Annotated in this window: 26 protein-coding genes and 1 pseudogene; 8 read left to right on the forward strand and 19 right to left on the reverse strand. The window is 75.6% G+C overall.

The window, feature by feature from the left end; genetic code table 11:
* Positions 1–11 precede the first annotated feature (11 nt).
* Positions 12–638, reverse strand: a complete 627-nt coding sequence (locus CFLA_RS11580) for a response regulator (RefSeq protein ID WP_013117515.1) — start codon at positions 636–638, stop codon at positions 12–14.
* Positions 639–723: 85 nt separating this feature from the next.
* Between CFLA_RS11580 and CFLA_RS11585 the strand changes: the two genes are divergently transcribed.
* Complete coding sequence (locus CFLA_RS11585; protein WP_043600620.1) at positions 724–1,671, forward strand: NAD(P)-dependent oxidoreductase; 948 nt, start codon at positions 724–726, stop codon at positions 1,669–1,671.
* A gap of 97 nt (positions 1,672–1,768) precedes the next feature.
* Here CFLA_RS11585 and mutM read toward each other — a convergent pair whose 3' ends face one another.
* The 6 genes from mutM to coaD all read right to left on the reverse strand — a co-directional run bounded on the left by mutM (position 1,769) and on the right by coaD (position 5,513).
* The gene (mutM, locus tag CFLA_RS11590; protein WP_013117517.1) at positions 1,769–2,743 is read right to left on the reverse strand and encodes a bifunctional DNA-formamidopyrimidine glycosylase/DNA-(apurinic or apyrimidinic site) lyase; all 975 of its coding nucleotides are present in this window, start codon (positions 2,741–2,743) and stop codon (positions 1,769–1,771) included.
* Between the two features lie 3 nt (positions 2,744–2,746).
* Positions 2,747–3,469, reverse strand: a complete 723-nt coding sequence (rnc, locus tag CFLA_RS11595; protein WP_013117518.1) for a ribonuclease III — start codon at positions 3,467–3,469, stop codon at positions 2,747–2,749.
* Between the two features lie 46 nt (positions 3,470–3,515).
* Complete coding sequence (gene rpmF / locus CFLA_RS11600; protein WP_013117519.1) at positions 3,516–3,713, reverse strand: 50S ribosomal protein L32; 198 nt, start codon at positions 3,711–3,713, stop codon at positions 3,516–3,518.
* A 2-nt stretch (positions 3,714–3,715) separates the two neighbouring features.
* Entirely contained in the window at positions 3,716–4,291 is a 576-nt protein-coding gene (locus tag CFLA_RS11605; RefSeq protein ID WP_013117520.1) for a YceD family protein, read from the reverse strand.
* A gap of 218 nt (positions 4,292–4,509) precedes the next feature.
* Entirely contained in the window at positions 4,510–5,010 is a 501-nt protein-coding gene (locus tag CFLA_RS11610) for a hypothetical protein (RefSeq protein WP_013117521.1), read from the reverse strand.
* The gene (gene coaD, locus CFLA_RS11615; protein WP_043600622.1) at positions 5,007–5,513 is read right to left on the reverse strand and encodes a pantetheine-phosphate adenylyltransferase; all 507 of its coding nucleotides are present in this window, start codon (positions 5,511–5,513) and stop codon (positions 5,007–5,009) included. The genes CFLA_RS11610 and coaD overlap by 4 nt, the downstream gene beginning before the upstream one ends.
* Positions 5,514–5,575: 62 nt before the next feature.
* Between coaD and CFLA_RS11620 the strand changes: the two genes are divergently transcribed.
* The 3 genes and pseudogenes from CFLA_RS11620 to CFLA_RS20925 all read left to right on the forward strand — a co-directional run bounded on the left by CFLA_RS11620 (position 5,576) and on the right by CFLA_RS20925 (position 8,045).
* A complete protein-coding gene (locus CFLA_RS11620; RefSeq protein WP_013117523.1) occupies positions 5,576–6,199 on the forward strand; it encodes a GNAT family N-acetyltransferase in 624 nt (207 codons plus the stop codon).
* 75 nt (positions 6,200–6,274) lie between these two features.
* A pseudogene (locus CFLA_RS19560) lies at positions 6,275–6,952 on the forward strand (alpha/beta fold hydrolase); the annotation flags it as partial.
* A complete protein-coding gene (locus CFLA_RS20925; protein ID WP_342626057.1) occupies positions 6,846–8,045 on the forward strand; it encodes a saccharopine dehydrogenase family protein in 1,200 nt (399 codons plus the stop codon). The pseudogene CFLA_RS19560 and the gene CFLA_RS20925, both read left to right, overlap by 107 nt.
* A 17-nt stretch (positions 8,046–8,062) precedes the next feature.
* Here the strand turns inward: CFLA_RS20925 and rsmD are convergent, their stop codons facing one another.
* From rsmD to CFLA_RS19060, 5 genes are read right to left on the reverse strand one after another with little or no spacing between them, the layout of a single operon-like run.
* Complete coding sequence (rsmD, locus tag CFLA_RS11635) at positions 8,063–8,641, reverse strand: 16S rRNA (guanine(966)-N(2))-methyltransferase RsmD (protein WP_013117525.1); 579 nt, start codon at positions 8,639–8,641, stop codon at positions 8,063–8,065.
* Entirely contained in the window at positions 8,638–10,272 is a 1,635-nt protein-coding gene (locus CFLA_RS11640; RefSeq protein ID WP_013117526.1) for a DUF6297 family protein, read from the reverse strand. Before CFLA_RS11640 ends, rsmD begins: the two co-directional genes overlap by 4 nt.
* Positions 10,269–10,955, reverse strand: coding sequence for an ABC transporter ATP-binding protein (locus CFLA_RS11645; protein WP_013117527.1), 687 nt, complete (start codon positions 10,953–10,955; stop codon positions 10,269–10,271). Before CFLA_RS11645 ends, CFLA_RS11640 begins: the two co-directional genes overlap by 4 nt.
* Positions 10,956–10,980: 25 nt before the next feature.
* The gene (locus CFLA_RS11650; protein ID WP_013117528.1) at positions 10,981–13,224 is read right to left on the reverse strand and encodes an ATP-dependent DNA helicase RecG; all 2,244 of its coding nucleotides are present in this window, start codon (positions 13,222–13,224) and stop codon (positions 10,981–10,983) included.
* A 1-nt stretch (position 13,225) separates the two neighbouring features.
* A complete protein-coding gene (locus CFLA_RS19060) occupies positions 13,226–14,683 on the reverse strand; it encodes a DAK2 domain-containing protein (protein ID WP_013117529.1) in 1,458 nt (485 codons plus the stop codon).
* A 332-nt stretch (positions 14,684–15,015) separates the two neighbouring features.
* On the opposite strand from CFLA_RS19060, the gene rpmB reads away from it, so the two are divergent.
* Together rpmB and CFLA_RS11665 are read left to right on the forward strand one after the other, a co-directional pair.
* Positions 15,016–15,207: a 50S ribosomal protein L28 gene (rpmB, locus tag CFLA_RS11660; protein ID WP_013117530.1), complete on the forward strand. Its 192-nt coding sequence runs from the start codon at positions 15,016–15,018 to the stop codon at positions 15,205–15,207.
* Between the two features lie 117 nt (positions 15,208–15,324).
* Positions 15,325–15,849: a GNAT family N-acetyltransferase gene (locus tag CFLA_RS11665; RefSeq protein ID WP_013117531.1), complete on the forward strand. Its 525-nt coding sequence runs from the start codon at positions 15,325–15,327 to the stop codon at positions 15,847–15,849.
* 25 nt (positions 15,850–15,874) lie between these two features.
* Here the strand turns inward: CFLA_RS11665 and CFLA_RS11670 are convergent, their stop codons facing one another.
* Positions 15,875–16,858 carry a thiamine-phosphate kinase gene (locus tag CFLA_RS11670; protein ID WP_013117532.1) on the reverse strand — a complete coding sequence of 328 codons (984 nt, stop codon included), beginning with the start codon at positions 16,856–16,858 and terminating at the stop codon, positions 15,875–15,877.
* Positions 16,859–16,943: 85 nt separating this feature from the next.
* On the opposite strand from CFLA_RS11670, the gene CFLA_RS11675 reads away from it, so the two are divergent.
* Entirely contained in the window at positions 16,944–17,411 is a 468-nt protein-coding gene (locus CFLA_RS11675) for a DUF3515 family protein (protein WP_013117533.1), read from the forward strand.
* A 10-nt stretch (positions 17,412–17,421) separates the two neighbouring features.
* Here the strand turns inward: CFLA_RS11675 and CFLA_RS11680 are convergent, their stop codons facing one another.
* Positions 17,422–18,591 carry a D-alanine--D-alanine ligase family protein gene (locus CFLA_RS11680; RefSeq protein WP_013117534.1) on the reverse strand — a complete coding sequence of 390 codons (1,170 nt, stop codon included), beginning with the start codon at positions 18,589–18,591 and terminating at the stop codon, positions 17,422–17,424.
* 78 nt (positions 18,592–18,669) lie between these two features.
* Here CFLA_RS11680 and CFLA_RS11685 point away from each other — a divergent pair, with 78 nt between their 5' ends.
* On the forward strand, positions 18,670–19,899 hold the full coding sequence (locus CFLA_RS11685; RefSeq protein ID WP_052302716.1) for a trans-sulfuration enzyme family protein: 1,230 nt from the start codon (positions 18,670–18,672) through the stop codon (positions 19,897–19,899).
* Between the two features lie 58 nt (positions 19,900–19,957).
* On the opposite strand, the gene CFLA_RS11690 is transcribed toward CFLA_RS11685, so the two are convergent.
* From CFLA_RS11690 to leuC, 5 genes are all read right to left on the reverse strand, one after another.
* The gene (locus CFLA_RS11690) at positions 19,958–20,989 is read right to left on the reverse strand and encodes an NAD(P)H-dependent glycerol-3-phosphate dehydrogenase (protein ID WP_013117536.1); all 1,032 of its coding nucleotides are present in this window, start codon (positions 20,987–20,989) and stop codon (positions 19,958–19,960) included.
* Complete coding sequence (locus tag CFLA_RS11695) at positions 20,986–21,714, reverse strand: lysophospholipid acyltransferase family protein (protein WP_013117537.1); 729 nt, start codon at positions 21,712–21,714, stop codon at positions 20,986–20,988. Before CFLA_RS11695 ends, CFLA_RS11690 begins: the two co-directional genes overlap by 4 nt.
* A 36-nt stretch (positions 21,715–21,750) precedes the next feature.
* The gene (gene murA, locus CFLA_RS11700) at positions 21,751–23,082 is read right to left on the reverse strand and encodes a UDP-N-acetylglucosamine 1-carboxyvinyltransferase (RefSeq protein WP_013117538.1); all 1,332 of its coding nucleotides are present in this window, start codon (positions 23,080–23,082) and stop codon (positions 21,751–21,753) included.
* 155 nt (positions 23,083–23,237) lie between these two features.
* Positions 23,238–23,906: a 3-isopropylmalate dehydratase small subunit gene (gene leuD, locus CFLA_RS11705; RefSeq protein ID WP_013117539.1), complete on the reverse strand. Its 669-nt coding sequence runs from the start codon at positions 23,904–23,906 to the stop codon at positions 23,238–23,240.
* A 30-nt stretch (positions 23,907–23,936) separates the two neighbouring features.
* Entirely contained in the window at positions 23,937–25,400 is a 1,464-nt protein-coding gene (leuC, locus tag CFLA_RS11710) for a 3-isopropylmalate dehydratase large subunit (protein WP_013117540.1), read from the reverse strand.
* Positions 25,401–25,447: the final 47 nt, after the last annotated feature.

Below are 25,447 nucleotides of genomic sequence, written 5' to 3' on the forward strand. Positions count from 1 at the left end.
CGAGGGGGCGGTCAGTGCCCCGGCTCGGCCCGCCAGCCCGAGTTCTTGCGCGACGCGACCCACGCCGCGACCTGCGTGCGGCGCTGCAGGCCCATCTTCGCGAGCAGGGACGTGATGTGGTTCTTCACGGTCTTCTCGGCCACCCCGAGGCGCTCGGCGATCTCGCGGTTCGACATGCCCTCGCCGATGAGGTCGAGGACCCGCAGCTCGCTGGGCGTCAGCGACTCCGTCGGGTCCTCGTGGCCCGCACGGCGGCGTGCGACCGTCCGGTCGTCGAGCAGCGTGCGGCCCGCCGCGACGGCGCGGATGACGTCCGTGATCTCGGCGCCACGCACGCTCTTGAGCAGGTAGGCGGACGCGCCCGCGTCGAGCGCGGCGGCCAGTGCGTCGTCGTCGTCGAACGACGTCAGGACGATCGCGCGCGCCGTGGGCAGCGTCTCGCGCACGGACCTCATGAGATCGATGCCCGTGCCGTCCGGGAGCTGCAGGTCGACGAGCATGACCTGCGGCCGCACGAGGGTCGCGCGGCGCACGCCGTCGGCGACGGAGCCGGCCTCGGCGACGACGGTCATCCCGTCGGTGCGCTCGACGACCTCGGCGATCCCGCGGCGGACGACCTCGTGGTCGTCGACGATCATGACGGAGATGGGGCCCGGCCGGCCGCCCGTGGGGGGCGTCGGCGTCGGCTGGCTCGTGGCGGACACGGTGGCATCGTATCGACCCATGAGCGTGATCCTGCTGCCGTCCACCGTCGACGGCGTGCCGCCGCTGCCCGCGGGGGTCCGGGCCGTGCGCTACGACGTGGCGGCGCCGGCTCCGGCCGATGCAGCGCACGCCGACGCCGTGGTGGTCTGGGGCAACCCGCACGACCGTCTCGCCGAGCTCGCGGCCGCGGCGACGCGCGTCCGCTGGGTCCAGACGTTGGCTGCCGGCCCGGACGCGGTGCTCGCCGCGGGCTTCGCCCCCGAGGCCGTGGTGACCAGCGGTCGGGGTCTGCACGACGCGACGGTGGCCGAGCACGTGCTCGCCCTGGTGCTCGCGTGCGTGCGCTCGGTCCCGGCGATGGTGCACGCGCAGGACGAGCGCCGCTGGGCCGACGAGCTCGGCGGGCTGCAGGCCCTGCACACGCCCGGAGGGCCGGTGCGCACGCTCCTCGGTGCGCAGGTGACCGTCTGGGGGTTCGGGTCGATCGCGGCGCGTCTGGCGCCGCTGCTGACGGGTCTGGGTGCGCAGGTGACGGGTGTCGCGACGCGCGCGGGCGAGCGGCACGGGTACCGGGTGGTCGCACCGGGCGACCTGCCGGAGGTGCTGCCGCGCACCGACGTGCTCGTCGGGCTGCTGCCCGCGCTCGCCTCGACGCGGCACGCGATCGGGGCGGACGCGATCGGTGCGCTGCCGCGCGGCGCCTGGGTCGTCAACGCCGGCCGTGGCTCGACGCTCGACGAGGACGCGCTCCTCACGGCTGTGCAGGGCGGCCACCTCGCCGGCGCGGCCCTCGACGTGTTCGCGACCGAGCCCCTGCCCGCGTCGTCCCCGCTCTGGCACGCGCCGGGTGTCCTGGTCAGCCCGCACGCCGCGGGTGGCCGCCCCGTCGGGTGGCAGGACCTGGTCGCCGACAACCTCGCACGCTTCGTCACCGGCACCCCCCTGCGCAACGTCGTCCCCCGCTGACCCCTCCCCCTTCCCCCCGGTCGCCGAGTGCGGGGGAAGCCGCGCGAGTGCGGGGGCAACGACCCCCGCACTCGGCGCGGACCCCCCGCGCTCGGTGTCAGGAGGGGCGGCGGGGGCGGGGGCGGGGCTGGCAGCGGGGGCAGGTGTAGGACGAGCGGTTCGCGAACGCGTCGCGGCGCACCGGGGTGCCGCAGCGGCGGCACGGACGGCCGTCCTGGCCGTAGACCGCCAGCGAACGGTCGAAGTACCCGGACGCACCGTTGACGTCGACGTAGAGGGCGTCGAAGCTCGTCCCGCCCTGCCCGAGCGCCTCGGTCATCACCTCGTGCGCCGCGTCGAGGACGCGCCGCGCCTCGACGGGGCGCAGTGCGGCCGTGGGGCGCGTGCCGTGCAGGCGCGCGCGCCACAGCGCCTCGTCGGCGTAGATGTTGCCGACGCCCGAGACGAGGGTCTGGTCGAGCAGGGCACGCTTCACCTCGGTGCGCCGGGCGCGCAGGGCCGCGACGACCGCGTCGCGGTCGAGCGCCGGGTCGAGCAGGTCGCGCGCGATGTGCGCCACCGGCGCGGGCACCGCGGGTCGCGCGGACCCGAGCCCGCCGGGCGCACCGTCCGGTGTCGGGACGAGGTCCGGCACCGACAGGTGCCCGAACGTCCGCTGGTCGACGAAGTCGAGCGCCGAGCCGTCGTCGAGCCGGAGCCGGACGCGCAGGTGCGGGTGCTCGACCCAGCCCGTCGGGCCGGACGTGGCGACCGGGTCGCCGGGCGCGTCGTCCAGAGCGGCGGGGCCGGCCGCGGGGCCGCGGACGAGGAGCTGCCCGCTCATGCCGAGGTGGGCCATGAGGGCGTCGTCGCCACGCCCGGCGCCCTCGTCGAGCAGCAGCCACAGGAACTTGCCGCGCCGGACCGCCGCCTCCAGCCGCCGCCCCACGAGCCGCGCCGCGAAGTCGAGCGGCCCGGCGTCGTGCCGACGCACCGAGTAGCCGCGCCGCACGTCCACGTCCGTGACGGTGCGACCCAGCACGTGGCGGGCGAGGCCGTCGCGGACGGTCTCGACCTCGGGGAGCTCGGGCACCCGTCAGCCCGCGTCGCCGGCGGCGACCTGCTGCGCGGAGTCGCGCACGGCGCTCAGCGCGGTCCACGCAGCCGACGCGGCCTCCTGCTCGGCGATCTTCTTGGCCGGGCCGGTGCCGGTGCCGCGCACCTCGCCACCGACGACGGCGGACGCGGTGAACGTGCGGGCGTGGTCCGGGCCCTCGCCCGTGACCTCGTAGTACGGCGCGCCCAGGCCGAGCGACGCGGACAGCTCCTGCAGCGACGTCTTCCAGTCGAGACCCGCGCCGAGGTCGGCCGCGGCCGTGAGCGTGGGGCGCACGAGGCGGTCGACGAGGACGCGCGCCGGCTCGAGGCCGTGCGAGAGGTAGACCGCGCCGAAGAGCGCCTCGAGCGTGTCGGACAGGATCGAGTCCTTGTCGCGGCCGCCGGTGGCGAGCTCGCCCTTGCCGAGCAGCACGTAACTGCCCAGGTCGAGGCTGCGGGCCACCTGGGCGAGGGCGCGCTGCGACACGGTCGCGGCGCGCATCTTCGCCAGATCGCCCTCGGAGTTGCCCGGATGGGTGCGGTAGAGGTGCTCGGTGACGACGAGCCCCAGCACCGTGTCGCCGAGGAACTCCAGGCGCTCGTTGGTGGGGATGCCGCCCGCCTCGTGCGCGAACGAACGGTGCGTCAGGGCGAGCACGAGAAGCTCGGGGTCCAGGTGGACCCCGAGCTTCTCCAGGAGCGACTGCGCTGCCGTGCTCACGCGACGTCGGTGTCGACGGGTGTGCCGGTCATCGTGGCCGCGTGGGTCAGACGGCCTCGTGCTCGCTGCGCACGGCCTCGACGTAGCGACGGCTGTTGTACGCACCGCACGACGGGCACGCCACGTGGGGGCGCGTCGCGGACTTGCACTGGGGGCAGGTGGTGAGCGTCGTGGCAGTGGTCTTCCACTGCGACCGACGCGCACGGGTGTTGCTGCGCGACATCTTGCGCTTCGGAACCGCCACGGTCAGCTCTCTCTCTTCTCGTCGTCAGTGCCCCGCAGGCCGCCCAGGGCCGCCCAGCGGGGGTCGATCGTCTCGTGCGCGTGGTCCGGGTCGTCGGCGAGCCGCGTCCCGCACTCGGAGCACAGGCCCGGGCAGTCCTCCTGGCACAGGGGCCGGAAGGGCAGCACGGGCACGACCGCGTCTCGCAGCGCGGGCTCGAGGTCGAGCAGGTCGCCCTCGAGCTCACGCACGTCCTCGTCCTCGTCACCGCTCGCCACCGCGGCCTCGGCACGCTCGGGGTAGACGTACAGCTCCTGCACCGGGGCGTCGACGATCTCGACGACCCGCTCCAGGCACCGCACGCACTCCCCGACGGCCTCGCCGCGGATCGAGCCGGTCACCAGGACCCCCTCCATGACCGCCTCGAGCCGGAGGTCCAGCTCGAGGTCGCTCCCGGACGGGATGCCGATCATGCCGGTGCCGAGCTCGTCAGGCGCCGCGACCGTCCGCTGGACCGTCCGCATCGATCCCGGACGTCGACCGAGCTCGTGGGTCTCGAGCACGAACGGCGAGCGGGGATCGAGGTGGGAAGGGCGCACGTGTCCGGTCCCCTCGTGTCCAGTGGTCGGCGCCGCGCGCAGGCGCGCGTCGCCGGGTGTGCGGTTGCTTGGCGGTGTTGACGAGTCGGCCCACGCCACGACAGGCAGGACCAACGGAGAACTCTACGGTACGTCGGGCCGGTGCCCCAAACCGGTGCGAGCGGCCACACCGGACCGCGCGGACCGCGACGACCGGTCGACGTCCGGGCGCCGACCGCTCACGCCCCCTCGCCCGGCGACAGCCTCCCGGCCAGCTTCGCGCGCCCCGCCTGCACCTGCGAGAGGACCTTGCCGAGGTCGATCTCGAAGTCGGCCAGGCGGCGGTCGCAGTAGTCGTCGGCGTCGCGTCGCAGCGACTCCGCCGTCGCCTGCGCCTCGGCGACGATCTCCGCCGCCCGCGCGCGGGCCTCGGCCACCACGTGCTCCTGCTCCACCAGCTCCGCCGCGCGGGCGCGGGCCCGGGCCAGCACGGCCTCGGCCTCGGCCTGCGCTGCCGCGCGGGCGGCGTCGGCGTCGGCCAGCACCTCGTCCGCGCGCAGCAGCTGCGCCGGCAGCGCCTCGCGCACCTGGTCGACCAGCTCGAGGATCTCGGCCCGGTTCACCAGGACCGACGAGGACATCGGCATCGCCCGTGCCTGCGTCACGGCGTCCTCGAGGGCGTCCAGCACGCCGCCCACGCCCTCCGTACGCTCCTGCGCGCTCTCCACGTGCTCCGTCATCGTGCGTCCTCTCCCCCGTCGTCCGGGCGCGGGGCGAGCGCGCGCCGCACCGCCGCCGCCACCTCGGGCGTCACCATGTCCTCGATCGGCCCGCCGTGCCGTGCCACGTCCTTCACCAGCGACGACGCGATGTGCGAACGCGCCGGGTCACCCAGGACGAAGACCGTCTCCACGCCGGACAGGTGCCGGTTCATCAGGGCCATCGCGAGCTCGGCGTCGAGATCCGCACCGCTGCGCAGACCCTTGACGACCGCCCGCGCGCCGACCTCGCGCACCAGGTCCACCAGCAGCCCGTCGGTGGCCACGACGCGGACACCGTCCAGGTCGGCCAGCGCCTCGGCCGCGAGGCGCACGCGCTCGTCGGGCGCCAGCAGCGCCCGCTTCGACGCGTTGTGCGCGACGGCGACGACGACCTCGTCGAACATCGACCGGGCGCGCCGGACGACGTCGACGTGCCCGAGGGTGATCGGGTCGAACGACCCGGGGCAGACGGCGGTGCTCACGCCCATCAACCTACGTCACCCACCCGTGGCGGACGCGTCGGTGCGGCCGCTAGCGTGCCGGTGTGCCCACCCCGCGCGCCGCCACGCCGCACGACCTGCCCGCGCTGCGCACCGTGTGCGCGCTGGCCTACCGCGGCAACCCGCTGATGCGCTGGGTGCTGCCGGACGAGACGACCCGCGCCGACGCGTGCGCGCTGTGGCTCGGGCCGTCGCTCGAGCGCTACCTCGCCGGCGGCCGGGTCGACGTGGTGACGGTCGACGACGACCTCGTCGCGCTCGCGGCGTGGCGTCCTGCGGCGGCTCCGTCGACCTCCGCCGCACACCTGCCCACGCCCGCAGGTGCCCTGGCGGCGCTCGTCGGACCGGCCCGTGCGGCCGAGGTCCTCGGTCACCTGGGCGGCACCGCGGACCTCGCACCCACCCCTGGCGGGCCGTACCTCAACTACCTCGCCGTGCACCCCGCGCACCAGGGCCGCGGGCTGGGCGGCACGCTGCTGCGCCACGGCCTGGCGGCGCTCGCGCGCGAGGACGGCACGCCCTGGCTCGCGACGGCCGACGAGCGCAACGTCCCGTTCTACGAGCGCCACGGCTTCACCGTCGCGGGGTCGCGCCGGTTGGGCGACGGGCCGCTGCTCCGGGTGATGCACGCCGCCGCCCGGCACGCGTCCGGCACCTCACCCGGTTAACCTCGCCGCGTGGGAGCCACCGAACGCCACGCCGTCCGCGTCACCGGGGCGTCCGGTGCGCAGCCGGTCGTCCTCGTGCACGGCTTCGGCTGCGACCAGCACATGTGGCGTCACGTCGCACCGCACTTCGAGGACGCGTTCACGGTGGTGACGCTCGACCTCGTCGGGGCGGGCGCCTCCGACCTGTCGGCGTACGACCCGGTGCGGCACGGCACCCTGCAGGGGTACGCGGACGACGTCCTGGACGTGCTGCGCGAGCTCGACCTGCGCGACGTGGTCCTCGTGGGCCACTCGGTGGCGGCGACGATCGGCGTGCTCGCGGTCGTCGCGGAACCGGAGCGGTTCGACAAGCTGGTCCTCGTCGCGCACTCGCCGCGCTACGTCGACGACACCGGGTACACCGGCGGTCTCAGCGCGGCCGACATCTCCGAGCTGTTGGAGTCCCTGGACAGCAACTACCTCGGCTGGGCGAGCGCCATGGCGCCGGCGATCATGGGCGACCCCGACCGCCCCGAGCTGGGTGCCGAGCTCACCGCGAGCTTCTGCCGCACCGACCCCCCCGACCTGCCGCCCGGACACCGCGGTTGCGGGCCGCCCCGGGCGCCGCGAACCTGTCGGCATGCCACGCGACCACGACGTCGTCCTGCTGGGCGCCAGCGGGTTCGTCGGCGCGCTCGTCGCCGAGCACCTCGCACGGCACGCGCCGCGCGACCTGCGCGTCGCCCTGGCGGGCCGCTCGCGCGAGCGGCTGCGGCACGTGCGCGACGGCCTCCCCGACGCGGGGCGCCGGTGGCCGCTGCTCACGGCGGACACCGGTGACGACGCGTCGCTGCGCGCCCTCGCACGCTCCGCACGCGTGCTGGTCAGCACGGTCGGGCCCTACCTGCGGCACGGGCTGCCCGTGGTCGAAGCCTGCGCGCGGGCCGGCACGCACTACGCGGACCTCACGGGCGAGGTGCCGTTCGTCCGGCAGGCCGCGGACGCCTTCGACGAGGTCGCGCGCGCGACCGGCGCACGCATCGTGCACGCGTGCGGGTACGACGCGATCCCGTCCGACCTCGCGGTGCTCCTGCTGCACCGGCGCGTCGCGGCGGACGGAGCCGGTGAGCTCGGGCACGTCCGCCTGGTCGCGAGCGCCCGCGGCGGCGTCAGCGGCGGCACGGTCGCGTCGGCGCGGGGCATCGCGGACCTGGCCGCGCGCGACCCCCAGGTGCGTCGGCTGCTCGCCGACCCGTTCGCCCTGAGCCCGGACCGCGCCGCCGAGCCCCGCACGCCGCAGCCCACCGACACCCCGCTGCCCGGGCGCACGGTGGACGGCCGCTGGGTCGCGGTGTCCCCGATGGGGTCCTTCGACACGCGCGTCGTGCGTCGGTCGAACGCGCTGCAGGGCTGGGCGTACGGGCGGGACCTGCGGTACGGCGAGGTCGCCGCGACGGGCCGTGGCACGCAGGGCGCGCTGGCCGCGGCCGCCCTGACGGTCGGGCTGCCGATGGCCCTCGCGGCGCTCACGCTGCCGCCCGCCCGGGCCCTGCTCGACCGGGTCCTGCCGGCGCCCGGCACGGGTCCCGACGAGCGGACGCGCCGCACCGGCTGGTTCCGCATGGACGTGCACGCGGTCACGACGACCGGGCGGCACTACCGTGCGCTCGCCGCCGGCCCCGGCGACCCGGGGTACGCCGCGACGGCCGTCATGCTCGGCGAGTCCGCCCTGGCCCTGGCGCTCGACACCGAACGGCTGCCCGACCGGGCCGGGTCGCTGACGCCCGCCGCGGGGCTCGGCGACGTCCTCACCGAGCGGCTGCGGACGGCGGGCCACACCTACGAGGCGGCCCCGCGCTCGGCCTGAGCCCGCGCCGCCGCCGATCAGTCCACGGCTGGGTGCTCGGCGAACCACACCCGCGTCTCGCCGTACCGGCGGTCCGCGAGCGCGACGAGAGGTGCGGGCCACGCGGGTGCGGCGGCCCGCGACGACCGCTCGACGACGACCACCCCGCCGGGTGCCGTGCAGCGTGCCGCGCCCGCGACGGCCGTCGCGAGCGCGTCGTCGCCGAGGTCGTACGGCGGGTCGAGCAGCACGAGGTCGAAGCTCTCGGCCGCCGGACCGTCGGTGGGCGCGACGCGCGCGAGGTACCGGTCGACGCGGTCGGCGACGACCTCGACGCGGTCGGCCAGCCCCAGGCTGCGCGCGTTGCGGCGGCACACGTCGACCGCGCCGCGGGCGGTCTCGACGAGCACGACGCGCCGTGCCCCGCGGCTCGCCGCCTCGAGCCCGAGGGCCCCGGAGCCGGCGTAGAGGTCGAGCACCCGGGCGCCGTCGACCGCGTCGAGGTGCTCGAGGCGCGAGAACAGGGCCTCGCGCACGCGCTCGCTCGTGGGGCGGGTGCCGGACGAGGGGACGGCGAGCGTGCGTCCACCCGCGCTGCCGGCCACGATCCGCGTCACGCGGCCCCTCCCCTGCGCTGGGCGTCCTGGTCCTCCAGGAGCCGTTCCATCCAGCCTTTCTCGGCCGTCGAGGAGGCCACCGCGAACGCGATGGTGGACAGCGCCACCTGCGCGGTCACCATGAAGGTCGTGACAGTGCCGAGCCCGAGCGCGACCCACAGCGGCAGCAGACAGAACGCCACGAGGTCCGGGCCTCGCGCCACGACCTGCAGGACCCCCATGGGCAGGGCCCCGGCGGGTGTCGCGACGAGCGGCTTGTCCCACCGCGGGGCAGGCCGGTAGGCCGCACGGACCGCCGCGGCCGCCCACACCGGGGCTGCCGCAACCGCGAGCACGAGCCAGTCCGACGTCGCACCCTGCCAGCGTCCGACGGCCGTGAAGGTGAGGAGCGACCAGACGAGCGCGACGAGGCCGGGCGCGACCATCCGCAGCCGCCGCACGGTGCGGTCGTCCAGCGGCAGGAGCCGGTCGAGCACGGGCGCCATCTCCGCCCACCGCGCACCCTCGGCGCTCGCGCTGGACGCCATCCAGCCGCCCACGAGCACCGCGACCAGGACACCGGCGGGGCTGGCGAGCTGCGGCACGAGCGTGGCCAGCACGGGAAGCCCGACGGCGACGACGACCTGCACGACGTGCCGCAGCGACCGCCGGAGCACCACGAGGTCCGCCGTGACCAGCGCCGTCGCAGGTCCCCGGGCCGTACGCAGCCGCGCCACCCGCCGGCGCACGCTGGGCGCCGCCCCGCCGGTCAACGCCCGCCCGAGCTCGCGCGAGTCCAGCGAGACCACGGCGCCGACCGCCTGTGTCGCCACCGAGCCACCCTCGCGCAGCGTCCGCCCCGGGAGGTGCTCGAGCCGCCGGTCGACGACGACCGCGAGCGCCGCCGCGACGAGGGCGGTGAGCAGGACCACGAGCCACGACGGCGACGGCAGCGTCGCGGGCGTCCGTCCGCTGAGCACGACGAGCGCGGCCAGCACGGGCGCGGCGAGCAGCACCGCGTCGCCGGCCAGGGCAAGACGCCGCCGCGGCACGCGGGCCTGCGCGACGGCGGCACCGAGCACGACTCCGGCCGACAGGAGCGCGCCGAGCAGCCCGGCGCGGACCAGCTCCGCACCTCCGCGGGCGAGCAGACCGGCGTCCAGCACGACCACGACGACGGCACCCGCGAGCGCTGCGACGGCGGGCACGCGCGCGGCGGCGGGGCGCAGCAGCCCGCGACGGTCGACGGGCAGCGGCAGCCACCAGGAGGCCTGCGGTCCCTCGGCACCGACGGGACCGAGCCTGCCGGCGGTGGAGAGCAGCGCGCCGGCGCCGGCGAGGAGCAGCAGCACGACGAGCACCGGCAGACTGAGCCCACCGGGTGCGTGCGTGGGCGGCGCGGGCGGCAGGGAGGCGCCGAGCTGCTGGACGACGCCGAGCACGATGAGCACGGAGATCGCGACGCTCGTGACGGCCGTGTACACGTCGGTGAGCAGCGCCCCGACGCCGGCACCCGCTCGCGCGCGGGCCGCGCGGGCCGTGAACCGGCGGATCTCGCGTGCCGTGGGGACCTCACCGAGGTCGAAGTCGCCGACGCGAGGGTCGTCGCCCGCCGGTGCGCCCGGTGGCGAGCCGGCGACCTCCCGGCTCACAGGGCGACCCGCGCGATCCGGTCCGCCGCCTCGGCGGCCGGCAGCAGGCGCGACTCGTCGTCCGCGACGTGCACCGCGTGCGTGCACACCGCGGCGACGAGCTCCGGGTCGTGCGTCGCGAGCAGCACCGCGCCGCCTGCCTCGCGCTCGGCGCGCAGCCGGTCGGCGAGCCGCGCGCGCATGCGCTGGTCGAGCCGCTGCTCGGGCTCGTCGAGGACGAGCAGCGATCGCGGCCGCGCGAACCCCGCGGCCAGCAGTAGGCGACGGCGTTGCCCCGAGGACAGCGAGACCGGCGTGGCGCGCGCGTGGTCGGCGAGCCCGAACTCGTCGAGGAGGTCCGTCACCTCGTCCCGCGCACCGAGCACGCCGTGCCCGCGCGCCGTGAGGTACAGGTGCTCGGCGACCGTCAGGGCCGGGAAGTACGCGTCGTCGTCGAGGACGCTCGAGACCTCGCGGCGGAACCGCGCCTCGCGCTCGTCGACGGGGTGGCCGAGCACCTCGACGCTGCCGCCGACGGGCTCGAGCAGCCCGAGCACGGTCTTGAGGACCGTGGACTTGCCCGAGCCGTTGGCGCCGACGAGGGCGATCGCGCCGCCCGCGTCGAGCGTGAACGCCACGGGGGCGCACACCGCGGCCCCGCCGTAGCCGACCTGCAGATCACGCACGTGCACCACGGGAGCCATGCCGCCAGGGTAGTCAGGGATCGCGTCACGCCCGGTCGAGGAACTCCTCACGCTCCCCCGCGAGGGACGCCTCGATCGCGGCCCGCAGGGCGGGCCACGCCGCGAGCTCGGCGTCCTGCGCGACGAGCGCGCGCGCGTCGGTCCGAGCCCGGGCGATGACGTCCCCGTCGCGCGTGACCCGCAGCAGGCGCAGCGAGCTGCCGGTGCCGTGCTGCGCGGCACCCAGCACGTCACCCTCGTGCCGCAGCTCCAGGTCGAGGGCGGCGAGCTCGAACCCGTCGCTCGTGGCGGCGAGGGTCTCGAGGCGCGTGTGGGCGTCGGTGCCGGGGGCGGCGGCGCTGACGAGCAGGCACAGCCCCGGTCGGGTGCCGCGTCCGACGCGGCCGCGCAGCTGGTGGAGCTGGGAGATGCCGAACCGGTCGGCGTCGAGGACGACCATGACGGTGGCGTCCGGCACGTCGACCCCGACCTCGACGACGGTCGTCGACACGAGCACGGGCGTCGCGCCGGACGCGAAGGCCGCGAACGCGCGGTCCTTCTCCTCGGGGCCCAGGCGCCCGTGGAGCACCCCCACACCGATCCCGGTGAGGTCGGGGCGGGCGCGCAGCTCCTCGGCCACGTCGAGCACGGCCCGCAGGGGGCGCCGTGCGCCGGCGTCCGGGGCACCGACGGTGGCCTCGGCCTCGAGCACGAGGTCGGTGCCGTCCTCGTCCGCGGCGTCGCCCGCGGGCGCGTCGCCGTCGATGCGCGGGCACACGACGTACGCGCGTCCACCGCGCTCGACCTCCTCGCGGACCCGCTGCCACGTGCGGTCCGTCCACCGCGTGTTGTCGGCCGGCACGGTGTGCGTCGTGATGCCGGCGCGGCCTGCCGGGACCTCGCTGAGCACCGACGTCTCGAGGTCGCCGAAGACCGTCATGGCGACCGTGCGCGGGATCGGTGTGGCGGTCATGACGAGCGTGTGGGGCGTGCGTCCGGCCTTGGCGCGCAGCGCGTCGCGCTGCTCGACGCCGAAGCGGTGTTGCTCGTCGACGACGACGAGGCCCAGGTCGGCGAACTGCACCTGGTCGGACAGCAGCGCGTGCGTGCCCACCACGATGCCCGCGGCGCCGCTCGCGGCGTCCAGGACCGCCTCCCGGCGGGCCGCCGTCGGCAGCGAACCCGTCAGCAGCGCCACGCGGGTCGCCAGCGCGGCACCGCCCAGGAACCCGCCCTCGGCGAGGTCTCCGAGCATGCGACGCAGCGTGCGCGCATGCTGCGCGGCGAGCACCTCGGTGGGCGCCAGGAGCGCCGCCTGCCCGCCCGCGTCGACGACCTGCAGCATCGCGCGCAGCGCCACCACGGTCTTGCCCGAGCCGACCTCGCCCTGCAGCAGCCGCTGCATGGGCCGGGGCGCGGCGAGCTCACGGGCGATCTCCTCCCCGACGGCGCGCTGCCCGGCGGTGAGGGTGAAGGGCAGCCGGGCGTCGAACGCGTCGAGCAGGCCGTCGGCGCGCGGGGGCCGTGCGACGGCCTCCTGCTGCGCGGCGCGCGCCCGGCGGCGTGCGAGCTCGGCCTGCAGCACGAGCGCCTCCTCGTACCGGAGCCGCGTGCGCCCACGGCGCCAGTCCGCCTCGTCCTGCGGGACGTGCACCAGCCGCAACGCCTCGAGCAGCGTGGGCAGCGCGTCCCGCGCGCGCAGGTCCGGCGGGACGGGGTCGGGCACGTCCTCCTCGCGCAGCGGGTCGAGCACCGTGCGCACGGCCTGCGCGACCTTCCACGACTCGAAGCCCGCGACCGCCGGGTACACGGGGATGGGCCGGCCCGCCTCGAGCAGCGCCTCGTCCTCGTCGTGCGCGTCGTCGTCGGCGCCGAACAGTCGGCACTCGGGGTGCATGAGCTGCAGCGTGTCGCGGTAGAGCGACACCTCGCCGGTGAAGAGCCCGCGCCGACCGGGGCGCAGCTGACCCTGGCGCCACTCGAGCTTCTTGACGTGGGACGCGAAGAACGTCAGCTCGATGCGGCTGTGCCCGTCGGTGATCGTCGACTGCAGCAGCCCGCGGCCCTGCGCGGTGGGACGCAGGGACGTCCGCACGACCTCCGCGACCACGGTGACGTGCTCGCCGACGCGCAGGCTGGCCATGTCGGTGAGCGTGCCGGGCTCGGCGTACCGGCGCGGGTAGTGCCGCACGAGGTCGCCCGCGGTCGCGAGCCCGAGCTTGCCCAGCGCCTTGGCCGTGCGAGCGTTGAGCCGCGTCAGCGGCACGGCGAGGGGGTCGGCGGCGAGCACGTCAGTCCACCCCCACCCACCACGCGGCGTGCACGGCCGGCCCGGCGAGCACCACCTCCGTCTGCGGGTGCGCCGCGGCGACGGCGTCGGCGACCGCGCGCGTCGTCGCCGGGGGTACGTCCGCACCGTGCACGAGCGTCACGCCCTGGGCACCCGGAACGTCCGCGACGAGCGTGGCGGCGAGGTCGACCACGTCGTCCGCCGTGGTGCCGTGCCGCAGCCGTGCCAGTGCCGCGAGCCCCGCCTCGGGTGCGACCTGCGGGTCGGCCACGAGCGCCAGGCAGGTCACGACCGCCGGCCCGTCACCGGCCACCGCCAGCACGTCCACCGAGCCGTCCTGCGTGCTCCCGTCGTCCGCGGGGACGCCCGCCGCCACCACCACGGCCCGCTCGGCGCGGGTGTCCACCGCCGCGCGGCGCACCTGCTGCGCGGTGGGCGCCGGGCCGACCAGCGTCACCGCGCCGCACGTCGCGTACCAGGCGGCGAGCCCCGGGGAGCGTGTGAGCACCACGAGACCGCGCGCGGCGGGCGCGGGCTCGTCGACGCGCCGCACGACGACCTGCCGCCGCACCTCGGCCGGGACGAGGCCGATCGCCGCCGCGGGGTCGTCGCAGTGCACGTGCGCGTGGCGGCAGTCGCCCGCGTCGACCACCGCGACCGCATCACCCACGTCCTGCAGCGCTGCGACCAGGCCACCGGCGCCCGGCCACGCGGCGTCGACGAGCACCATGACCTCGAAGGCGCCGCCGAGAGCCGGCGCGCAGCCGGCGACGGCCTCGGGGGCCGTGCGCGGCAGCCAGCCCAGGTCGAGGTCGGCCTCCGTCAGGGCGGTGCCCGTCGCCAGGGTGTGGACCAGCGCGTCGAGCACGACGAGCAGCGCACACGCCCCGGCGTCGACGACGCGCGCGGCGCGCAGCACGTCGTGGCCGGCGCTGAGGCGCGCGAGGTCGGCGCGCGCGGACGCGGTCGCGGCGGCGAGCACCCCTGCCGGCGCCGCGGCGCCGACACCCCTGCGTGCGTGCGCGGCGACCTCGCGGGCCACCGTGAGCACGGTGCCCTCCTGGGGGTCGGGCACGGCCGCGCGCGCGGCGCGGTCGGCGCGCTCCAGCCCGGCCACGAGCACCTCGGTCGCGTCGCCGCCGGGCGCATCCGTGAGGCCGTCCGCGAGACCGACGAGCCACTGGCTGAGGATGATCCCGGAGTTGCCGCGCGCGGCCCGTGCCGCACCGGAGGCGAACGTCGTCAGCAGTCCACCCGGCCCGCCGGGAGCGGCCACGAGGGCCTCGACGCCGCCGGTGAGCGTCAGTGCGACGTTCGAGCCCGTGTCGGCGTCGGGGACGGGGAACACGTTGACGGCGTCGATCAGCTCGCGCGCCGCACGGCAGGCCGTGAGCGCACCCGTGGCCCACGCGCGCACGGCGTGGTCGTCGAGCACGACGTGCTGCGCCGCGACCTCCACGCGCGTCCCCTCCCGCTCCTCTGATGGTCCCCGCCGGTCCGTCGACCGACGGACCAGCGACTGCCGCTCGGCGCCGCTCGGCGTGCCGCCGGCGCCGTCGACCCGCCCTGCCGGCGACCACTGTGCCGCACGGCGCCCACATTTGGGCGACGACCCGGCGATGGGCTAGTCTTGCCCGGTTGCCCGGACCGACGTCCGGGACCCCCACAGACCTTCCGACGCACCGTCGTGCGGTCCTGGCCCCCGGGTCAGGTGCTCACGGGAGCGCGGGACACGTGCACGACCCCGGGCCGCCCGTCGGCCCGCGACAGGACAGAACCTAGGAGAAGACCGTGGCTGCCAACTGCGACGTCTGCGCCAAGCGCCCGAGCTTCGGGCACAGCATCTCGCACTCCCACGTGCGCACGAAGCGGCGCTGGAACCCGAACATCCAGCGCGTGCGCGTCGTCGTCGCGGGGACGCCCAAGCGTCTCAACGTCTGCACGTCGTGCCTCAAGGCCGGCAAGGTGCAGCGCGCGGCCTGACCGCAGCGCACCACCGGTGGTGTGCGCCCCACGGGGCGCACGGCCCGACACGCGAAGGCCCACGAGCACCTGCTCGTGGGCCTTCGCGCTGCGGAGGACCTGTGGCAGGGTGGTCGCATGGTCGAGCACATCGACGAGGTCGTCGTCCGCCCCGCCACCACGCGCGACGCCGAGGAGATCGCGCGCGTGCACGTGAGCTCCTGGCAGGAGGCGTACGCGAGCATCATCCCCGACGCGTACCTGCGGGCCCTCGACCCCGCGCAGCGTGCGGAGCGCTGGGCGCACGACCTGGCCCGTGGCCCGCAGGACCACGTCACCACCTACGTCGCGGAGTCCGAGGGCCGCGTCCTCGGGTTCGCGACGTACGGACCGAGCCGTGACGAGGACGCCCGCCGGGGCGAGCGGGAGATCTACTCGATGTACCTGGACCCCGGCACGTGGGGCCACGGGGTCGCGCGCGACCTCATCCGCACGGTGCTGGGCGACGTCGGGGAGCAGACCCCCATGTCGCTGTGGGTACTGGCCGACAACGCGCGCGCACGGCACTTCTACCGCCGGCACGGGTTCTCGCCCGACGGCGTCGAGCGCCTCGAGTCGCTCGGTGGCGCCGACCTGCTCGAGGTCCGGTACCGCCGGTCCTGACGCCTCCCGGCTCCGCGCGGGCCGCTCAGCCGCGCGGCCGGAAGTGGTCCCACCCGGTCGACGCGACGCACGGCGGGCCTCCTGCGACGCGCACCGGCTCGGACGAGGCCTGCGTCACCGTGCCGACGCGGCGGAACAGGTCGGGCAGCGGCACGTCCGGCGGGAACGTGGCCAGCAGGCCGTGGTCCTCCCCGCCCGTGAGCAGCCACGTCGTGACGTCCGCGCCCAGCACGTCGGCAGCCGCCGCCAGACGCGCCGCGTCGTCGGCGAGCACGTCCAGCGGCTCGTCGAGGTCGATCGTCACCCCGCTCGCGTGCGCGAGGCGCGTCGCGTCGCGCAGCAGGCCGTCGGACACGTCCAGCATCGACGTCGCCCCCGCACGCGCCGCTGCGGGACCGGCCTCGAGCGGCGGGTCCGGCACCCGGTGGGCGGCGACCAGACCGGGGTCGACGTCGGGTGCGCCGGCGAGCAGCAGCTCGAGCCCTGCGGCCGACCAGCCCCGACGCCCCGCGTGCGCGACGACGTCACCGGCGCGGGCGCCGTCCCGCCGCACCGGCGGCCTCCCCTCGAGGTCACCGTGGGCCGTCACGGACACCACGAGCACGGGACCCGACGACAGGTCCCCACCCACGACGCCCGCGTCCAGCGGACGGCAGGCGTCCCCCAGCCCGCGCGCGAGCCCCTCCACCCACGCCACCGGCGTCGCACCCGGCACGACGAGCGCGACGACGAGCGCCACCGGGCGCGCGCCCATGGCGGCGACGTCCGCGAGGTTCTGCGCGGCGGCCCGGCGCCCCACGTCGTGCCCCGTCGACCACGACGTGCGGAAGTGCACGTCCTCGACCAGCACGTCGCACGTGACGACGTAGCGGCCGTCCGCGGCGGTCACCACCGCCGCGTCGTCACCGGGCGGCAGCAGCGTCCGGGAGCCGACGGGCAGGAGGGGGAAGATACGTGCGAGCAGCTCCTGCTCGGACAGGTCGGTGACGACGGGGTTCGCGACGGGCACCCGCCCACGCTAGACGGTCCGCGACCCCGCACCGGGCGTGCCACGAGGTGCGCGGGCCCCGCCGCCCGCCGGGTACCGTGGCGGCGTGCTCCGCCGTGCTACCGCCGTCGCCCTCGTCGGCACCGTGCTGCTGGCGTCCGGGTGCGCGGCCACCGTCCCCGTCACCGTCGCGCCGTACGCGACCGACCCCGTGTGCGCGTCCGTCGTGCTCGCGCTGCCCACCTCCCTCGGCGAGGGGCTCGACCGCGTCGACACCGACGCCCAGGCGAGCGCCGCGTGGGGCGACCCGCGCGCGGCGGTGGTGCTGCGTTGCGGCGTCGAGCCCCTCGGTCCGACGACCGACCGCTGCCAGTCCGTCAGCACCCCCCAGGGTCCGACCATCGACTGGGTGGTGCTCGAGGACCTCGGGGACTGGACGTTCACCACGTACGGGCGCGTGCCCGCGGTCGAGCTCGTCGTCCCGCAGGCCGTCGCCGCGTCGCGCTCGACGTCGTTCGTCGACCTGCTGGGGCCGGCCGTCGCGCTCACCGAGCAGGAGCGGTCCTGCCTGTGAGTCCGGGCGCTCAGCGCAGGCCGGTCGGCCGCTCGAGCGCCAGACCCACGAGCTCGTCGACGAGCGACGCGTAGTCGAGGCCCGAGACCGCCCACATCCGTGGGTACATCGAGTACGGCGTGAACCCGGGCATGGTGTTGATCTCGTTGACGACGACCTCGCCGTCGGGCGTGACGAACACGTCGACACGCGCGAGGCCCTCGCACCCGACCGCCTCGAACGCGCGCACGGCGACGTCCTGCACGCGCGCGACGACGTCGTCCGGGAGGTCCGCGGGGCAGGAGAGCGTGACGCCCGCCTCGTCGAGGTACTTCGCCTCGAAGTCGTAGAAGCTGTGGCGGGCGTCGGTCACGACGATCTCCCCCGGGAGCGACGCGCGCGGGGGCGCTCCGGAGCGGCCACCGAGCACACCGCACTCGACCTCGCGGCCGAACAGCGCGGCCTCGACGATGACCTTCGGGTCGTGGACGCGGGCGGCGGCGATCGCGTCCGCGAGGTCCGCCTTGTCGTCGACGCGCGAGATGCCGAGGCTCGAGCCTGCGCGGGCCGGCTTGACGAACAGCGGCAGGCCGAGGTCGGCGACCACGGCGTCGAGCGTCGCCGCGTCCGGCTCGCGCCCCGGCGGCAGCACACGGAACGGTCCCACCGCGAGCCCGGAGCCCGCGAGGACGAGCTTCATCATGTGCTTGTCCATGCCGACCGCGGAGGCCAGCACACCCGAGCCGACGTAGCGCACGTCGGCGAGCTCGAGCATGCCCTGCAGCGTGCCGTCCTCACCGAAAGGCCCGTGGAGCAGCGGGAACACGACGTCGACCGCGCCCAGCGGGGCACCGAGGACGCCGTCGCGCAGCACCTGGACCTCGCGGTCCGTCGTGCCCTGCGGGAGCAGGACGTGCGTCGCGGTGTCCTCGACGCGCGGCAGGCGCCCGTCGCGGATCGCCCAGTGGTCCGCGTCGTCGTCCGCGAGCACCCACCGGCCGTCCGACGTGATGCCGACGGCCACGACGTCGTAGCGGTCTCGGTCGATCGCGCGCAGCACACCGCCGGCCGTCGCACAGCTGATCGCGTGCTCACCGGAGCGACCCCCGAACAGCACCATGACCCGGGGGCGACGCCCCGGGGGGGTCCCGTCGCCGGGGGGTGCGCCGTCGTCGGTCGGGGGGGTCCTCGTGGCGTCCATCGCGCACAGACCCTACCCTCCCGCCCGGTACACGGTCGCAGCGGCCACCGCCCGGACCTCCGGCGTAGCCTGCCTCGGGTGACGACCCCTGCACCCGCCTCCTCCGGCCGGCCGGCCCCGCACCCGGCCGGCGTGTCCCCGCGCACGCTCGCGGTCAGCGCCGGGCGCCCGGCGCGCACGCCCGGCGGCAGCCTCAACCCGCCCGTCGTCCTCACGTCGACGTTCGTCTCGCAGGGCACGCCCGGGGCCGGCGAGCACCTCTACGGCCGTATCGGGACGCCCGCGTGGGAGCCGTTCGAGGAGGCGCTGGCCGCCCTGGAGCGCACCGACCACGCCGCCGCGGGGCTGCGTGCCGACGGGCCGCCGGCCACGGTCTTCGCGTCCGGCATGGCAGCGATCGACGCGGCCCTCGCCCTCGTGCCCGTCGGCGGGCGCGTGGTCGTCCCACGGCACGCCTACCAGGTCACGCTCGTACTCCTGCGCGAGCAGGCCGAGCGTGGCCTGCTGCGCGTCGAGCCCGTCGACGTCGCCGACACCGACGCCGTGGTCGCCGCGGTGCACGGGAGCGACGAGCCCGCTGCGGCGCTCTGGCTGGAGTCCCCCACCAACCCGATGCTCGAGGTCGCCGACGTGCCGGCGCTCGTCGCCGCCGCCCACGAGGTCGGCGCGCTGGTGGTCGTCGACAGCACGTTCGCCACGCCGCTGGTGCAGCGGCCCCTCGCGCACGGCGCCGACGTCGTCCTGCACTCCGTCACGAAGTACCTGGCGGGCCACTCCGACGTCGTGCTGGGGGCGACCGTCACGGACGACCCCGCCCTGCACGCGCGCCTCGTGGCCCACCGCACGACGCACGGCGCGATCGCCGGGCCGTTCGAGGTGTGGCTGGCGCTGCGCGGGCTGCGCACGCTGGCGCTGCGCGTCGAGCGGGCACAGGCCAACGCCGGGGAGATCGCGCGGCGCCTCGCCGGTCACCCCGACGTCGTCGAGGTCCGCTACCCCGGCCTGCCCGCGGACCCCGGGCACGCACGAGCAGCCGCACAGATGGACGGGTTCGGCGCCGTCCTCGGTCTGCGGCCCGCGGGCGGGGCCACCGGTGCGGACGCGCTCGTGGCAGCAGTGGAGCTGTGGGTGCCCGCGACGAGCCTCGGCGGGGTCGAGTCGACCCTCGAGCGTCGCCGCCGGTTCGCCACCGAGTCGCTGACGGTCCCCGAGGACCTCGTGCGCCTGTCGGTCGGCATCGAGGACGTCGAGGACCTGTGGGCGGACCTCGAACGCGCGCTGACGGCTGCGCGCGGCGCGCGGGCCTGACGGCGGGCGGCGGCGAGGCGCGGCTGCTGCGCCGGCACCCTGCACGAGGTGCGGGGCGTCAGACGCCCTCGGCCTTGTGGGGGCGCGCCAGCAGCAGACCGGCGAGGCGGTCGACCGGCAGCCCCTCGTGCAGCACCTGCACGACCGCGGACGTGATGGGCATCTCGACACCCAGGGACGTCGCGAGCGCCAGGACCGAGCGGCAGGACTTCACGCCCTCGGCCGTCCCCCCGGTCGCCACGACCGCCTCGTCGAGGCCCATGCCACGGCCGATGTGCACACCCAGCGTGTGGTTGCGCGAGTCGGGCGACGCGCAGGTCGCCATGAGGTCGCCCATCCCGGCCAGCCCGGGGAACGTCTCGGCGTCGGCACCCAGCGCGAGCCCGAGCCGCGTGATCTCCACCAGCCCGCGCGTGATCACCGTCGCCATCGTGTTGTAGCCCATGCCCCGGCCCTGCGAGATGCCGACGGCCAGTGCGATGACGTTCTTCACGGCACCGCACAGCTCCACGCCGACGACGTCGGGGTTGGTGTACGGGCGGAAGTACGACGACGCGCAGGCGCGCGCCACGAGACGGGCCGTCGTGTCGCTCGTCGACGCCACGACCGTGGCCGTGGGCTGCCGCAGCGCGATCTCGCGCGCGAGGTTCGGCCCGGAGAGCACCGCGACGCGGCTCGCGTCGACGCCCAGGCTCTGGGCCACGACCTCGCTCATGCGCTGGTCGGTGTCGAGCTCGACGCCCTTCATGAGCGAGACGACGACCGCGTGCGGCGGCACCGCGTCCGCGAGGGGCACGAGCACGTCACGCGCGCGCTGGGACGGCACGGCGACCGCCACGACGTCGGCGCCCGCGACCGCGGTGTGGGCGTCGAGGGTCGCCGTGACACCCGCGGGCAGGTCGATGCCGGGCAGGTAGCGGGAGTTGCGGCCCTCGCGGGCGATCTCGTCGACGGTCGCCGCGTCACGGCCCCACACCGTCACCGCGCAGCCCGCGTCGGCCAGCACCGCGGCGAAGGTCGTGCCCCAGCTGCCGGAGCCGAGCACGGTCGCGCGCAGCGCCTCCGCCGGCGCCGTCGGGTCGGCGGTCACGCCGCGTCACCCGTCGTGCGCCGCCGACGCATGTCGAAGCGCTCCGCGGGCGCCTGCTCGCCGCGCACCTGCTCGAGGAGCTCGGTGATCGCCGTCATGACCCGCTCGGTGGCCTCGCGCAGCGTCGCTGTGTCGTGCGGCCGGTCGTACAGGTCCGACAGGTCGACCGGCGGGCCCGCGACGACCGTGACCTTCTTGCGCGGGAACGGCTTGAGCACCTTCGCGTAGCGACCGAGCAGGTCCTGCATGCCCCACTGCGCGACGGGCACGACGGGCGCGCGCGTCGTGAGCGCGAGCCGCGCCACACCCGTGCGGCCCACCATCGGCCACAGGTCGGGGTCACGCGTCAGGGTGCCCTCGGGGAAGACGGCGACGCACTCCCCCGCGCCCACGGCCGCGACGGCCGACCGCAGCGAGTCCCCCGCGGCGGCCGTGTCGCGGTGCACCGGGATCTGCCCGGTCGCGCGCAGCACGCGCCCCACCACGGGCACCCGGAACAGCGACGACTTGGCCAGCACGCGCGGCACGTGGCCGTGGTCCCACAGGTAGTGCGCGAAGGTCAGCGGGTCCACCTCCGTGAGGTGGTTCGCGACGGCGATGAAGCCGCCCTCGGAGGGCAGGTGCTCGGCACCGTGCCAGTCGGGACGGGTGGTCGCGAACAGGAACGTGCGCACGATCCGTGCGACGTTGCGGTAGGCGAGGTTGGAGCGGGCGGGCGACGGCACGGGAACCGATGGTAGCCGTGGAGACGACGACGTCCGTCAGCGACGGGCGTCGTCCGCGCGGCTGAACTGCGCGCCGAGCGCCTCGAGCTTGTCGGTGAAACGCTCGTACCCGCGGTCGATGAGGCTGATGCCCCGCACCGCCGACGTGCCCTTGGCCGCGAGCGCCGCGATGAGGTGGCTGAACCCTCCGCGCAGGTCCGGCACCTCGATCTCGGCGGCCGACAGCGGGGTCGGTCCGGAGATGACGGCCGAGTGGTAGAAGTTGCGCTGCCCGAACCGGCACGGCCGACCACCCAGGCACTCCTTGTAGACCTGGATGGTCGCGCCCATGCCCAGGAGCGCCTCGACGAACCCGAAGCGGTTCTCGTACACCGTCTCGTGCACGATCGACAGGCCGCGGGCCTGCGTGAGCGCGACGACGAGCGGCTGCTGCCAGTCGGTCATGAAGCCGGGGTGCACGTCCGTCTCGAGCTGGATCGAGCGCAGGTCGCCGCCTGGGTGGAAGAACCGGATGCCGTGGTCGTCGATCGTGAACTCACCGCCGACCTTGCGGAAGGTGTTGAGGAACGTCGTCATCTCCGGCTGCGTCGCGCCGCGCACGTACACGTCGCCGCCGGTCGCCAGCGCCGCCGACGCCCACGAGGCCGCCTCGATGCGGTCGGCCAGCGCCGTGTGCTGGAACCCGACCAGGCGCTCGACGCCCTCGATGCGGATGACACGGTCGGTGGCGACCGAGATGATGGCGCCCATCTTCTGCAGGACGTTGATGAGGTCCATGATCTCGGGCTCGATGGCCGCGTTGGACAGCTCGGTGATGCCCTCCGCGCGCACGGCCGTCAGCAGGAGCTGCTCGGTGGCCCCGACGCTCGGGTACGGCAGGGCGATCTTGGTGCCCTGCAGGCGGTGCGGCGCACGGATGCGGATGCCGTTCTCGGTCTTGTCCACCACGGCGCCGAACTGCCGCAGGATGTCGAGGTGGTAGTTGATCGGCCGGTCCCCGATGCGGCAGCCGCCGAGGTCGGGGATGAACGCCTCCCCGAGACGGTGCAGCAGCGGGCCGCAGAACAGGATCGGGATGCGGCTCGAGCCGGCGTGCGCGTCGATGTCCGCGACGTGCGCGGACTCGACGTCCGTCGGGTCGAGGCTGATCGTCCCCGCGTCGTCGTCGATCTCGACCTTCACGCCGTGCAGGCGCAGCAGGCCGGACACCACGGCCACGTCGCGGATCGCCGGGACGTTGCGCAGCTCGCTCGGCGTCTCGCCGAGCAGTGCCGCGACCATCGCCTTGGAGACGAAGTTCTTGGCCCCCCGGACGGTGATCTCTCCCCGCAGCGGGTTGCCACCGTCGACGTACAGCAGGTCGCTCATGCACACATCGTCCCTCACCGCGGCGCGTGCGCACGTCATCCGCGGCCCGGAATCCGCCGTCGTCGCAGAACCCTCACAACACGAGCGGGCGGGCCCGCGGCCTGGACCGCGGACCCGCCCGGACGACCTCGCAGGTCAGGGGCTCGACGAGAGACTCAGCCTGCGCGCGTGGGGCCGAGATCGAGCGACACGACCGGACGCGCCGGACGCACCGGCACCGGCGGCAGGTGCTTCGCCGGCAGCGTGGCGGGACGCCAGGACTCGCGGCGCTGCTCGAAGGCCGTGATCTCGTCCGCGTGCTGCAGCGTCAGCCCGATGTCGTCCAGACCCTCGATGAGGCGCCAGCGCGTGTAGTCGTCGACCTGGAAGGGCACGACGACGTCGTCGCAGGTCACGGTGCGCGACTCGAGGTCGACGGTCACCTCGGTGCCCGGCCGCGTCTCGAGGATCTTCCACAGCAGCTCGACGTCCTCCTGGGCGACCTGCGCGGCGAGCAGACCCTGCTTGCCGGAGTTGCCGCGGAAGATGTCGGCGAAACGCGCCGAGATGACGACGCGGAAGCCGTAGTCCTTCAGCGCCCACACCGCGTGCTCGCGCGACGAGCCCGTGCCGAAGTCCGGGCCGGCGACGAGCACCGAACCGGCGCGGTACGCGTCCTGGTTGAGGACGAACTCCGGGTCGCCGCGCCACGCCGCGAACAGCGCGTCCTCGAAGCCCGTGCGCGTGACCCGCTTGAGGTACACGGCGGGGATGATCTGGTCGGTGTCGACGTTGCTGCGACGCAGCGGGACGCCGACCCCGGTGTGCTGGGTGAACTTCTCCATGAGGGTTTCCTGCCTGCTTCTCGGGGGGCGTCAGACGGTCTGCAGCGCGTCGTCGGGGCTGAGCGGGCTGCCGTCGGGGACGGGCACGTCGGCGCCGAGGTCGGCGACCGACGAGAGCGTGCCGCGGATGGCCGTCGCGGCGGCGACGAGCGGCGACACGAGGTGCGTGCGCCCGCCCTTGCCCTGGCGGCCCTCGAAGTTGCGGTTGGACGTGGACGCCGAGCGCTCCTGCGGCGCGAGCTGGTCCGGGTTCATGCCCAGGCACATCGAGCAGCCGGCGTTGCGCCACTCCGCGCCGAAGTCGAGGAAGATCTGGTCCAGGCCCTCGGCCTCGGCCTGCAGGCGCACGCGCGCGGACGCCGGCACGACCAGGACGCGCACGTCGTCGGCCTTCTTGCGGCCCTTGACGAGCTTGGCGACGGCCCGCAGGTCCTCGATGCGGCCGTTGGTGCAGGAGCCGATGAAGACCGTGTCGACCTTGATGTCGCGCAGCGGCTGCCCCGGCGTCAGGCCCATGTACTCGATGGCACGCTCGGCGGCGACGCGTTCGTTGGCGTCGGCGATCTCCTCCGGCACCGGCACGTTGCCCGACAGCGGCAGGCCCTGGCCGGGGTTGGTGCCCCACGTGACGAACGGCTCGAGGTCGGCCGCCTCGAGGACGACCTCGGCGTCGAACACCGCGTCGTCGTCGGTGCGCAGCGTCCGCCAGTACTCGACGGCCGCGTCCCAGTCGGCACCCTCGGGCGCGTGCGGGCGACCCTTCAGGTACTCGAACGTCGTCTCGTCGGGGGCGATCATGCCCGCGCGCGCACCGGCCTCGATCGACATGTTGCAGATCGTCATCCGCCCCTCCATCGAGAGGTTGCGGATCGCCTCGCCGCGGTACTCCAGGACGTAGCCCTGGCCGCCGCCGGTCCCGATCCTGGCGATGATCGCGAGGATGATGTCCTTGGCGCTCGCACCGATCGGCAGCTGGCCGTTGACGGTGATCGCCATCGTCTTGAACGGCGCCAGCGGGAGCGTCTGGGTCGCGAGCACGTGCTCGACCTCGCTGGTGCCGATGCCGAACGCGAGCGCACCGAACGCGCCGTGCGTCGAGGTGTGCGAGTCGCCGCAGACGACCGTCAGGCCGGGCTGGGTGAGCCCGAGCTGGGGCCCGACCTGGTGGACGATCCCCTGGTCGGCGTCGCCCAGCGAGTGGATGCGGACACCGAACTCCGCGGCGTTGTTGCGCAGCGTCTCGATCTGCGTCCGGCTCGTCGCGTCGGCGATCGGACGGTCGATGTCGAGCGTGGGGGTGTTGTGGTCCTCGGTCGCGAGCGTGAGGTCGGGGCGACGGACCTGACGGCCGGCGAGGCGGAGCCCCTCGAACGCCTGCGGGCTCGTGACCTCGTGCACCAGGTGCAGGTCGATGTACAGCAGGTCGGGCGCACCGTCCGTGCCACGGCGCACGACGTGCGCCTCCCAGACCTTCTCCGCCAGCGTGCCGGCCATGTTCGTCGTTCCTTCCGTCCGGGCGAGGGCTCCCGGGTCGTCGAGTC

The organism is Cellulomonas flavigena DSM 20109 (genome assembly GCF_000092865.1).
Classification (GTDB): domain Bacteria; phylum Actinomycetota; class Actinomycetes; order Actinomycetales; family Cellulomonadaceae; genus Cellulomonas; species Cellulomonas flavigena.